At 39.3% G+C, this 11,458-nt stretch carries 12 protein-coding genes; 7 read left to right on the forward strand and 5 right to left on the reverse strand.

The genetic code is table 11. From position 1 onward, the window contains the following. Nucleotides 1–253, forward strand: a 253-nt coding sequence (locus tag BM057_RS07365; protein WP_143074492.1) for a transposase, incomplete at its 5' end; no start/stop codon positions are given. Between the two features lie 136 nt (nucleotides 254–389). After that, nucleotides 390–602 carry a YwbE family protein gene (locus BM057_RS07370; RefSeq protein ID WP_047391090.1) on the forward strand — a complete coding sequence of 71 codons (213 nt, stop codon included), beginning with the start codon at nucleotides 390–392 and terminating at the stop codon, nucleotides 600–602. Nucleotides 603–847: 245 nt separating this feature from the next. Here BM057_RS07370 and abc-f read toward each other — a convergent pair whose 3' ends face one another. Further along, complete coding sequence (gene abc-f / locus BM057_RS07375; RefSeq protein WP_092092568.1) at nucleotides 848–2,440, reverse strand: ribosomal protection-like ABC-F family protein; 1,593 nt, start codon at nucleotides 2,438–2,440, stop codon at nucleotides 848–850. A 356-nt stretch (nucleotides 2,441–2,796) separates the two neighbouring features. Between abc-f and BM057_RS07380 the strand changes: the two genes are divergently transcribed. Beyond that, nucleotides 2,797–3,651 carry an SDR family oxidoreductase gene (locus BM057_RS07380; protein WP_092092570.1) on the forward strand — a complete coding sequence of 285 codons (855 nt, stop codon included), beginning with the start codon at nucleotides 2,797–2,799 and terminating at the stop codon, nucleotides 3,649–3,651. 387 nt (nucleotides 3,652–4,038) lie between these two features. Here the strand turns inward: BM057_RS07380 and groL are convergent, their stop codons facing one another. Beyond that, a complete protein-coding gene (gene groL / locus BM057_RS07385; RefSeq protein ID WP_047391097.1) occupies nucleotides 4,039–5,661 on the reverse strand; it encodes a chaperonin GroEL in 1,623 nt (540 codons plus the stop codon). Nucleotides 5,662–5,707: 46 nt separating this feature from the next. After that, nucleotides 5,708–5,992: a co-chaperone GroES gene (gene groES / locus BM057_RS07390; RefSeq protein ID WP_047391100.1), complete on the reverse strand. Its 285-nt coding sequence runs from the start codon at nucleotides 5,990–5,992 to the stop codon at nucleotides 5,708–5,710. 310 nt (nucleotides 5,993–6,302) lie between these two features. On the opposite strand from groES, the gene BM057_RS07395 reads away from it, so the two are divergent. Then, nucleotides 6,303–6,959 (forward strand): CPBP family intramembrane glutamic endopeptidase, encoded by a 657-nt coding sequence (locus BM057_RS07395; protein WP_092092572.1) that lies wholly within the window; start codon nucleotides 6,303–6,305, stop codon nucleotides 6,957–6,959. Between the two features lie 36 nt (nucleotides 6,960–6,995). Further along, the gene (locus BM057_RS07400) at nucleotides 6,996–7,202 is read left to right on the forward strand and encodes a DUF4305 domain-containing protein (protein WP_245741874.1); all 207 of its coding nucleotides are present in this window, start codon (nucleotides 6,996–6,998) and stop codon (nucleotides 7,200–7,202) included. Between the two features lie 32 nt (nucleotides 7,203–7,234). On the opposite strand, the gene BM057_RS07405 is transcribed toward BM057_RS07400, so the two are convergent. Next, on the reverse strand, nucleotides 7,235–7,897 hold the full coding sequence (locus BM057_RS07405) for a redox-sensing transcriptional repressor Rex (protein WP_047391737.1): 663 nt from the start codon (nucleotides 7,895–7,897) through the stop codon (nucleotides 7,235–7,237). A 493-nt stretch (nucleotides 7,898–8,390) separates the two neighbouring features. On the opposite strand from BM057_RS07405, the gene proB reads away from it, so the two are divergent. Further along, on the forward strand, nucleotides 8,391–9,200 hold the full coding sequence (proB, locus tag BM057_RS07410) for a glutamate 5-kinase (RefSeq protein WP_047391740.1): 810 nt from the start codon (nucleotides 8,391–8,393) through the stop codon (nucleotides 9,198–9,200). A 39-nt stretch (nucleotides 9,201–9,239) separates the two neighbouring features. After that, a complete protein-coding gene (locus tag BM057_RS07415; protein ID WP_047391742.1) occupies nucleotides 9,240–10,484 on the forward strand; it encodes a glutamate-5-semialdehyde dehydrogenase in 1,245 nt (414 codons plus the stop codon). 333 nt (nucleotides 10,485–10,817) lie between these two features. Here BM057_RS07415 and ndk read toward each other — a convergent pair whose 3' ends face one another. Then, nucleotides 10,818–11,219: a nucleoside-diphosphate kinase gene (gene ndk / locus BM057_RS07420; protein WP_092092574.1), complete on the reverse strand. Its 402-nt coding sequence runs from the start codon at nucleotides 11,217–11,219 to the stop codon at nucleotides 10,818–10,820. Between the last annotated feature and the right edge of the window lie 239 nt (nucleotides 11,220–11,458).

The following is an 11,458-nucleotide window of genomic DNA, read 5'->3' on the forward strand; positions in this document are numbered from 1 at the left end:
TTTACCGAGAAAAGTGAGAACTGTTCTTAAAACGTTTAAAAAACACCTAGAGGACATTAAAAATGCGTTTGTCTATACGCTTTCCAATGGTCCTATTGAAGGAATGAACAACAAAATCAAGAACATCAAACGATCAGGATATGGCTATCGAAATTTCTATAACCTGCGAGCCCGACTATTGATTGTTTATCGATTGACTGCTTCTCACTATCAACCTAGAGCTTTGTATTTTAAAGATGAAAAAGCAGCATAAAATAAAAAAGCCAAAGCGATGTAATCGCTCTGACTTTTTTGACCCACCAACACTACTTGTCAAAGAGCCTGTATTTACAAATTATTGTCTTCGCTGTAATGTTACTTAATGATCCATATACAAAGGAGGCTAAAAGATGGACGGTAAAAATAGAAACAATCTGCAGATCGGTATGCTAGTCGATATTGTTTTGAAAAAAGATCAACGAACAGGAAAATTAACAAGAGGGCATATTAAACGCATTTTGACCAATAGTTCCCAGCATCCGCATGGCATCAAAGTAATGCTGGCAGAAGGCGACCAAGTAGGACGCGTTCAAAAAATCATTGAAACAGATCACCTTTCGTAATCATACCATTAGCCAAAATATACCTTTCCTATTTTCTTAAGAAAACTGCTAATGTTTCATCATACTTTCTTCACATCTTCCCAGTACTATATAAATATACCAACAACAACCCAATTTCTTTACTCCTCCAAGTAAAGAACACCCTTTTTTACCGCTCTGAATATTCAGGGCGGTTTTTTATGTTCTTTTGTTTGAGACAAAAGCATACAAAAAAGAGAAAGCACTGGGCTTTCTCTTTCCTCTTTTTACATCGATGCCTTTAATTCTCGGATTTTGATTAATAAATCTTGGTATTCCTTCTCTAAAGCTTCCTTGTTATCCTTCTTACTCGGTACAGACAGTTTTCCTATCAAAGCACTCAAGCGGTTTTCCATTACCATCAATTTCTCTTGTTCGTCTTGGAGCGGCTCTTCTTTAGTCGGCTCAGATTGAAAAATGATCTGCCCTCTTTCTACTTCTCCCATTCTGATCGATTGATTCTCGATCTGCCAAATATGCGTGGCAGTATTCTTCATCAATTGCTCATCATGCGTAACAAATAAAACGGTCCCCTGATAAGCTTTTATGGCTTCTTCTACTGCTTTGATTGAAGCCAAATCCAAGTAGTTGGTCGGTTCATCAAAAATCAATACATTTGCATCGCTGACAAGCAGAAGCGCCATAGAGACTTTGTTGCGTTCTCCCCCACTTAAAACAGTGACCTTTTTATATACATCTGCTCCTTTAAACAGAAGCCGAGCCAATAACATACGTACAAATGTCTCATCATGCACACTCTTTTTCATGACATTTTCTAAAACTGTTAAAGAGTCATCCAACAAGTGCAGTGTTTGACTAAAGTAGCCAAAATGAACATTTTTTGCAAATGAAAATTGCTGGCCTTGAGCCAAAATCATGTTCAGCAATGTTGTCTTTCCTGAACCGTTTGCCCCAACTAAAGCTGTTTTTGAATGGTTCAACAACTGGACGCAGCTGTTGCGGAATAACACTTTTTTTCCTACCCGCTTAGAAACACCTTCTCCAGAGATCAGAATCTGATTGTGTAGGTCACGACCTTTTTCCAATTGGATCTGAATCGGTGCTGCCTCGATCGGTTTTTGCTTGGTCTCCATATGCTCTAGTCTTTTTTCCAAGTTTTTTCTTGTGCGATCTAATTTCTTTTTGTTTTGCTGCCCACCCATTTTATGCAGTCTTGCTTCAGAATTCCCCATTCTTTTTGGTGTTCTTCGAATCTTATCTGTTTTTATTTGAACATCCTGCATGGCTTGTTTGATGTGCTTTTTTTCTTTTTCGTACTTGTCATATTCAGCTTGTGCAGTTTGTTGTTCTAATGCTTTTTGTTCTTCATAAGCTGTATAATTTCCTGGATAAAAGTGCACTTCTCCTGCTTCCAATTCGACGATTTTCGTACATGTGCGATCTAAAAATGCTCGATCATGCGAAACCATTACAATTGCGCCATTGAATTGCTGGATATTCTTTTCCAAAAAGTTTTTACCATCTGCATCCAAGTGACTCGTCGGCTCATCAGCAAAAATAAGTCCCGTTTCAATCGCAAATGCAGACTGGATTCGTTTCCTTGTCATCTCGCCGCCGCTAAATGAGGTCATTTCTTCTCTATCAGGCATTTGTTCGATCATTCCGATCTTGCTATTGACCATCACAGTTCCTTCATCAGGTTCTTCCTTTTTAGCCAAACAATGCAACAATGTCGTTTTCCCTGAACTATTTCTGCCTACAATACCGATGCGTTCTCCTTCATTGATCTGCCATTCTGAAATAGCAAATAGTTGCTTTTCACCTATCGCTTTTTTTATTTGCTTTGCTTCTAATAACATAAAAAAACTCCTTCTTTTTCTGAAGGAGATGATAAACGGCACATGTTAAATAAACCTTATTGACCGAAGTAAACAGGTTTGTACAGTCTCGCGTTTTTATCAATCTCATTCAGAATGATTCCATCACAAATAAAAGCCTCTTCAGCTCTATTTTCTTTAGGATCTTTCGTTTCTGATGTCGATTGATTAGCGCATTGCACACGTACCTGTCCTTTCTTAGATTACTTTCTTCTTTTAGTATACATAAATGAACGAATGATTCAATTCATAACATCCACAAACAGAATATTAGATATCTATGCCAATTCACGTTATACTTTCTTTAGAAAAAAATTTTTAAGGAGGAAGACAGAACCATGGAAGAAAAAATTTTGGTCACAGGAGCAGGCAACGGTTTTGGCAAGGGAATCGTATTTGAACTAGCAAAACGAGGCGCAAAAGTGATTGCCGGCGTTGAAATCATGTCACAAGTATCCGCATTAAAACAAGAAGCAGCAGATCAAGGCCTTTCTTTACAAGTTGAAAAACTTGATGTAACGAATCCGAGAGATCGTGAAAAAGCTTGGAGTTGGGATATCGATGTACTTTTGAACAATGCAGGCGTTGCTGAAGGCGGTTCTTTAGCGGATATACCAGAAGAAAGTCTTCGTCGTCAGTTCGAAGTGAATGTCTTCGGTCCTATTCTTTTGACCAAAGGCTTTGCGAGACAAATGGTCAAAAAAAATAAAGGAAGAATCGTCTTTATGTCTTCCATTTCAGGGTTATCAACTGATCCTTTCATGGGCCCATATTGCGGAACGAAACACACTTTAGAAGCTTTTGCACAGGCCTTAAGCAAAGAATTGCAAGAATTCAATATTGAAGTAGCAACCATTAACCCTGGGCCTTACTTGACTGGTTTTAATGACCGAGGTTTTGAAACTTGGAAAAATTGGCAAGATGATCCAAGCGAACGTATTTTTGATTATGAAAAACTTGCTTTTCCTTATGAACAAATGGATCCAAAAGAAGTGATCGAGCCTTCAATCAAAGTGGTAATGGGACAAACGAACAGCTATCGCAATGTGGTGCCTGAAAAAATGGCCTCACAAATCAAGAAACAAATGGATCAAGTATGGCAGCAAAAAACAGATGAAGCATTAGGGACACGTCATAAAAAAGTACAAAAAGCTTATGATCTCGCTCCTGGTACTTTAGCAGAAAACGAATAAAATGATGATTCTACAATATTTAACGTTGGTCTGTAAAAAAATCAATTTTTTTAATACTAAGCTCGTTAGACCCTATTTCTAGAAATTTCAGGAGGCGCATAGGGCTACTGATAGCCATGAAAAAGATGCAATGTGAATTACTTAGTGTTAGGCTTTAGCCGTTACTTACACTAAGTTTGAAGCTTGCAAGCATCGAGATGCGATTTTCAGCTCAATGCGTTCTCACGGCTTTCCATCAGTAGCCCATCGACCGTAGGAAATTTCTTTACCAACGTTAAAAGAGGAAGAACCAAAATGATCTAAAAGACAAACATTTGCAAAAAAAAATCTTAGGCAATATATATTTGCCTAAGATTTTTTTATTTATCTCATTGAGTAGAGAAAAGATTACATCATACCGCCCATACCTGGATCCATTGCAGGAGCTGCAGGAGTTGCAGGTTCTGGGTGATCCGCAACAACCGCTTCTGTTGTTAATAATAAAGCAGAAACGCTGGCTGCATTTTGCAAAGCAGAACGTGTTACTTTTGTTGGGTCAGTAATACCAGCTTCGATCATGTTTACCCATTCATCGGTAGCTGCATTATATCCAACACCTGTTTCAACATTTTTCAATTTTTCAACAATGACTGAACCTTCAAGACCAGCATTGGTTGCAATTTGGCGAACAGGTTCTTCAAGCGCACGTACTACGATCTTGATCCCTGTTGCTACATCGCCTTCCGCTTCGATTTCGGCAACTTTGTTTTGAACATTGATATAAGCTGTTCCTCCACCAGAAACTAGACCTTCCTCAACGGCTGCGCGTGAAGCATTCAAAGCGTCTTCGATTCGCAATTTGCGCTCTTTAAGTTCTGTTTCTGTGGCAGCACCGACACGAATAACGGCTACTCCGCCAGCTAATTTTGCAATTCGTTCTTGTAGTTTTTCTTTGTCAAAATCTGAAGTTGTTTCAGCAGATTGTGCTTTCAACAGTGCAACACGTTGGGCAATACCTTCAGATTCTCCAGCGCCTTCAACGATCGTCGTATTTTCTTTCGTTACTACGACCTTACCAGCGTGTCCCAATTGCTCGATCGTGGCATCTTTCAGTTCTAGTCCTAGGTCTTCTGTGATCACTGTACCTCCTGTTAAAATAGCGATGTCTTCTAACATAGCTTTACGACGGTCGCCAAATCCAGGAGCTTTAACTGCACAGACATTGAATGTTCCGCGAAGTTTGTTTAAGACCAATGTTGGTAAAGCTTCGCCTTCAATATCTTCAGCAATGATCAATAATGGACGGCCAGATTGCAAGATTTGTTCTAGCAATGGCAAAATGTCTTGGATATTAGAGATTTTTTTGTCTGTAATCAAGATGTATGGATTTTCCAAGTCTGCTTCCATCTTATCGTTATCTGTGACCATATATTGAGACACATAACCGCGATCGAATTGCATTCCTTCCACAACATCTAATTCTGTTTCGATCCCTTTTGATTCTTCGATCGTGATAACACCGTCATTACCAACTTTTTCCATTGCATCAGCTAATAACTGGCCGATTTCTTGGTCGCCTGAAGAAATAGCAGCAATTTGAGCGATCGATTCTTTTGTTTCAACTTTTTTCGAAATGGCTTTTAATTCTTCTACTGCTGTTTTGGTTGCCAATTCGATCCCACGGCGAATGCCGACTGGATTTGCACCAGCTGTAACGTTTTTCATGCCTTCACGGACGATGGCTTGGGTCAGCAAAGTTGCCGTTGTCGTACCGTCACCGGCTGTATCGTTGGTTTTTGAAGCCACTTCTGAAACTAGTTGAGCTCCCATGTTTTCAAAATGGTCTTCCAATTCGATTTCTTTTGCGATCGTTACACCATCATTTGTGATCAATGGCGAACCATAAGATTTGTCTAAAACAACGTTTCTGCCTTTTGGTCCTAAAGTTACTTTCACGGTATCTGCTAATGTGTCTACCCCGCGCAAAATAGCTGCACGTGCATCTTCTGAAAATTTAATATCTTTTGCCATGTTCTCGTCACCTCATCATTTATTTACTTTAATCGTTTGTATGTCATTATGCAACAATCGCGACAATATCACTTTCTCTTACTACTAGATAGTCGTTGCCTTCATATTTCACTTCAGAACCAGCGTATTTTTCAAAGTACACCGTATCTCCAACAGAAACAGAAACAGCGACTGTTGTACCATTATCTAATACACGTCCTTCTCCAACTGCAACCACTTTTCCTGTTTGTGGTTTTTCTTTAGCTGAGCCTGCTAAAACGATCCCACTAGCAGTTGTTTCCTCTTCTTCTTTCACTTCAATGATGACACGGTCTCCTAAAGGTTTTAACACGTCAATCCCTCCATTTAATCAATCTTTTTCTATTTTAGCACTCTTAAACACTGAGTGCTAAACCACTCTTTTATCATACCATGCAGAAAATAGATTGCAAGACATTTCGTTGCTTTTTGACTAAATTTGACCAAAAAATTAAAAAATTTCGGATAGAAAGTTGTCTTGTGTTATACTACTAAAAGGACACTTTAACGAAACAATCCACTTGTTTCTATATTACTCGATTACTCGGATTCGTTACTGCTGCTCTTAGGAAGGTTCTTTATTATCTTCCATTAAACTTCTTGATATAGAAAGGTTTTCATTTATGAACAATTGGATTAGATCCCCTTATGTCAAAATCGTTTTGATTTATATTTTAGCTCAATTTGTCCCGGCGTTGGTTTTGCCCTTTACACCAGAAAAAAATCAGTTTACGGTCAGCGTCTATGCGACCATGATCTGTTTTATTTTAGGAACAGCTGCCATGCTATGGACCAATCGACGATCTACTTTCGATAACAGTCTTGAAAATAGTCCAAGACCTGCTCTTTCTACCATACTCACATGGGGAATAGCAGGAACGCTTTTAGCCTTTGTCGGTCAATATGTAGCTGTTGCGATTGAATTTTTCGTATTCCATCTTCCGCTTGGTTCACAAAACACACAAGATATCCTATTAACAGTAGGAACTTATCCGCTGTTTCTCTTACTTGTATCGATATTAGGACCGGTTATGGAAGAATTTGTCTTTCGTAAAGTGATCTTTGGTTTTCTTTACGATGTAATCGGCGGCATCGGTGCAGCCGTGATCAGTTCATTGGCTTTTGCTTTCATTCATATGGACGGACATATTCTCATTTATTCCTTTATGGGCTTTGTTTTTTCTTTTATCTACTTTAAAACCAAATCCATTGCAGCCCCGATTATCTCACATGCGTTGATGAATTCTCTTGTTGCTGTCGCTTCACTCATGTATTATTAATAGGGGAAAAGGACCCTTTAGAAAGGATTTTTTACTTTGATCAGAAAAAAAGATTTTATATTTCAAATCTTGTTCAACTTTATTTTTTCGGCTATTTTCATCTGGTTTGCAATCGATTATGTCGGTTCTTCCGGCTGGGGTATTTTCCCGGTTATCTTCATTTTCTTTGCCACCAATGATGTCGTCCGTGGAATAAAAATTATCAAACTTTATCAGCAAGTCAAAAAAGGCAATAAACCTTAACCAGGTTATTGCCTTTTTTCTTATTTATTTGATTAGTCTTCCAAGTCGAGCGCTTCGTCAAATGTTTTATAGTAATCAATGAAGTAAATCAATGTTTGCAGTTCATTCGTCAAGTCTACGTTTTGTACTCGAACTGTTTCAGGAACAGAAATCCGGATCGGCGTAAAGTTTAAGATACCTTTGATGTCTGCTTCGACTAGTTTGTTCGTTGTATCTTGTGCTGCTTCAGTTGGAACAGCTAAGATCGCAATTTCGATTTGCTGCATCTTTAATTGTTCCACCATTTCATCCATTGGATATATCGGAATACCTGATTGGATCGTACCAATGATGTCTTCATTTACATCAAAGCCAGCACTGATCCGCATATTGTTGCTTTGGTGGAAATTATAGTTGAGCAAAGCATGTCCCAAATTTCCTATACCGACTAAAGCTACATTGGTAAGGCGGTCTTGCTTCAATGTTTTACTGAAGAAGTTCATTAAGTTTTCAACGTCATAGCCATAGCCTCTTTTTCCTAAAGCACCAAAGTAAGAAAAATCACGACGGATCGTAGCACTGTCTACTTTAACAGCATCGCTCAATTCAGTTGAAGAAACACGTTCTTTCCCGTCTGCATGCAAAAACCGTAAGTAACGGTAGTAAAGCGGCAAACGTTTTGCTGTTGCTCTAGGTATTTTGTTTGGAGTATCCATTATATTTATTCTCTCACTTTCTACAAGTAATGGTCATTCAATTTTTGTTGTTCTCAAGATCTGTTTTCAATCGCTTGCTCAAAGCAATCAACGTACAAATCAACCGAGAAAGGGTTGTTGTCATTTTATCTATTTTAAACGAACAAAATAAGAGAAATGTTCTCTTTATTTTAAGTTTTTCTTTTTTCGTAAAACTTACTATGTGATGTAACAAGCCTTGATTACTTACAATATGATAGCATTCTATTCGAGTTTGTGCAATCTTTTTTCGTGCTTTCATTCATTTTTCGCAACTTTTTCACAATCTCTTATCGAATCATAAGGACCTTTTTACCTTCCTCTTCTTCTCCTCAGCAAGCAAACGCCTTTTCAAATAAACATTCGTTTTTTACTCTAGAAACTGTTACAATAAAGGTATGTTTTGAACAAAAAAACGCAAAACACCGTCTTGTTTAAAACTGATGAGTACGAAATAAAGAATGGATGAACACACATGACTAAAACAGCACGCAAAAGAGCGGCTGAAAGCAAAAGAATTGTTGTAAAAGTAGGAACAAGCACGATTATGTATCCAAATGGCACCGTCAATTTGCAGCGTTTAGATCGGCTCACGTTTGTATTGAGCGACTTGAACAATCAAGGAAAAGAAGTGATCCTTGTTTCTTCTGGAGCGATCGGCGTCGGCATGAACCGACTCCACCTGCAGGAACGGCCGCAGACCATCCCTGGACAACAAGCAGTAGCTGCCGTTGGTCAAAGTGAATTGATGAGTTTGTACAGCCAGTTTTTCCATACTTATGGAAAAACACCCGGTCAGATTTTAATGACGCGAGACATTATTGAATTTCCTGAAAGTCGTGAAAATGCGATCAATACCTTTAATGCACTCCTTGAAACAGGTGTCATCCCTATCGTGAACGAAAATGATTCAGTTTCTGTTGAAGAGTTGGATCATTTGACAAAATTCGGCGATAATGATCAGTTGTCGGCCATCGTTTCAGAAATTACAGATGCTGACCTATTGATCATGCTCACGGATGTGGATGGTTTTTATGACAAAAACCCGCTCACCCATGAAGATGCTTCATTATTTAAAGAAATCTCCCAACTTACTGACCAACATTATGCTTTGGCTGGCGGCAACGGTTCCCGTTTTGGTACTGGAGGCATGGCTACTAAACTAAAAGCAGCGCACCACATGATGCAACTGGAAAAACAAATGGCTTTGGCCAATGGAAAAGAGCCAGCTGTGATTTTAGATATTATCAATGGCACAGAAATCGGTACTTTATTCACAACTTAATTCAGATAAACAGCATTCTTGAGAAAGGAACTGAAACAAATGGAAACCTTAAATCAACTTGGTGAACAAGCAAAAAATGCAGCTCGTCTATTATCACAAGCCGCTACTCCTCAAAAAAATGAAGCTTTACGGTTGATGAGTCAAGCTTTAGTAGACCATCAAGAAACGATCTTGTCTGCCAACCAAAAAGACTTGGCGAAAGCCCAGGAAAACGGCATCTCCGGCACGATGCTCGATCGCTTAACGCTAAACTCAGATCGCATCTATGCGATGGCTGAAGGTATGCGGCAAGTCGCCGATTTACCAGACCCCATTGGCTTAGTTAGTCAAATGTGGACAACAGATAATGGCTTAACGATTGGAAAAGAAAGTGTTCCTCTAGGCGTAGTGGGCATTATTTATGAATCACGTCCCAATGTCACCACAGATGCAGGTGCCCTTTGTTTCAAATCTGGAAACGCAGTGATTTTGCGTGGCGGCAAAGAAGCGATCCATTCCAATCAAGCCATTGTTCATGTTTTGCAAAAAACATTAATCCAAACCGCTTTTCCGCCTACTGTGATCCAGCTGGTAGAAGATACCTCTCGCGCTTCTTCAACAGGTATGATGACGCTCAATCGCTATATCGATGTCCTGATCCCTCGAGGCGGTGCCGGTCTGATCAAAGCAGTGGTTGAACACGCGACTGTTCCCGTTATTGAAACCGGAACTGGTAATTGCCATGTCTATATCGACAAAGCAGCTCAATTGGACATGGCCAAAGAGATTATTGTCAACGCAAAGTGTTCCCGCCCTTCTGTCTGCAATGCAGCAGAAACACTTTTGATTCATGAAGCAGTGGCACAAGAATTTTTGCCAGTCATCGAAGAAGCTTTATCAGCCTATCAGGTAGAGTTACGTGCAGATGAAAAAGCACAAGCCATCCTTCAGCATGCTGTCCCCGCTAATGAAACTGATTGGGAAACAGAATTTCTTGATTTTATTTTAGCTGTCAAAGTTGTTTCCTCCTTAGATGAAGCGATCGAACACATCAGCCGCTACAGTACTGGTCACTCTGAAGTCATCGTAACAGACGATTACTTCGCCAGTCGAGCATTTCAAAAACGTGTGGACTCTGCAGCTGTTTATGTGAATGCTTCAACACGCTTTACAGATGGTTTCGAATTCGGTTTTGGTGCTGAGATCGGTATCAGTACGCAAAAACTTCATGCCAGAGGGCCAATGGGACTGTCAGAATTGACATCTTATAAATATATCATTTCTGGTGAAGGCCAAATCAGATAAATCATGCCTGCTGAACAATCGATCGTGCAGTTATTTCCGCTTTTTAACCCGTAACGTGAAGGGACTGAATCGCTCCAAAATTGCATGGTTTTGAGCAAATCAACTTAAAAGCTTGCAGTTGCTGCTAAAATAATAACAAAAAACTTTGTCAGCAATCCATTTTCAGTTTACTCGGTAAAAAATAAACCTAAACAAAGAAACGTCAAGAGATGCAGCAGTTCTCTTGGCGTTTCTTTAGTTGTATTTATGGGTCTTGTTTTAACATACCGAAACATTTTATATTTTTCAAAGATTCCCTTACTAGAACAGATAGAATTGTTCACTTATTTCTTTTTACCCAAACCAGATGTTCATTTCTCTTTGAGCGCTCTCTGCAGAATCAGAAGCATGAACCGTATTTTCAGATACGCTTTTCCCATAAAGTGCGCGGATCGTATTGTCGCCTGATTGGTCAGGATCTGTTGTTCCATTTAAGGCTCTAACGCGTTTGACCGCTTCTTCACCTTCCAACACAAGCGCCACTAAGGGACTTCTCGTTAAATAAGACACCAATCGTTCGAAGAAAGGCTTCTCTTGATGCTCAGCATAGTGCTGTGCAGCTGTTTCTTGAGAGGCTTTCATTAGTTTCATTTTTGTGACTTTCAAGCCATTTCGCTCATATTCAGTCAAAATTTTCCCGATCAAATTACGCTCCACTGCATCCGGCTTGATCAACACCAGCGTTCGTTCCAGCATACTTGTCGCCCCCTTGAATCATTTTTAATTATTTTAACATGTTAAATCGCTTTCGTATAGAAAATGAATCGCTCTTAGTAGGTTTGATGAGCTGGTCAATAAGAAGCATTAATGACAAACTCGAATGCCGTACTGAGTTTGAGCTGGTCAATAAGAAGCATTAATGACAAACTCAGGAGCTGCAACTAGTTTGAGTTGGTCAATAAGAGGCGTTAATGACAAACTCGAGGGCTGCAACT

This window comes from Pisciglobus halotolerans, from assembly GCF_900113675.1.
In the GTDB taxonomy this organism is placed as follows: domain Bacteria; phylum Bacillota; class Bacilli; order Lactobacillales; family Carnobacteriaceae; genus Pisciglobus; species Pisciglobus halotolerans.

What these genes read in the sequence shown, in the direction of transcription:
- BM057_RS07370 (WP_047391090.1), top strand. Translation starts at nt 390, where the DNA reads ATGGACGGTAAAAATAGAAACAATCTGCAGATCGGTATGCTAGTCGAT.
- abc-f (WP_092092568.1), bottom strand. Translation starts at nt 2,440, where the DNA reads ATGTTATTAGAAGCAAAGCAAATAAAAAAAGCGATAGGTGAAAAGCAA.
- BM057_RS07380 (WP_092092570.1), top strand. Translation starts at nt 2,797, where the DNA reads ATGGAAGAAAAAATTTTGGTCACAGGAGCAGGCAACGGTTTTGGCAAG.
- groL (WP_047391097.1), bottom strand. Translation starts at nt 5,661, where the DNA reads ATGGCAAAAGATATTAAATTTTCAGAAGATGCACGTGCAGCTATTTTG.
- BM057_RS07395 (WP_092092572.1), top strand. Translation starts at nt 6,303, where the DNA reads ATGAACAATTGGATTAGATCCCCTTATGTCAAAATCGTTTTGATTTAT.
- BM057_RS07405 (WP_047391737.1), bottom strand. Translation starts at nt 7,897, where the DNA reads ATGGATACTCCAAACAAAATACCTAGAGCAACAGCAAAACGTTTGCCG.
- proB (WP_047391740.1), top strand. Translation starts at nt 8,391, where the DNA reads ATGACTAAAACAGCACGCAAAAGAGCGGCTGAAAGCAAAAGAATTGTT.
- BM057_RS07415 (WP_047391742.1), top strand. Translation starts at nt 9,240, where the DNA reads ATGGAAACCTTAAATCAACTTGGTGAACAAGCAAAAAATGCAGCTCGT.
- ndk (WP_092092574.1), bottom strand. Translation starts at nt 11,219, where the DNA reads ATGCTGGAACGAACGCTGGTGTTGATCAAGCCGGATGCAGTGGAGCGT.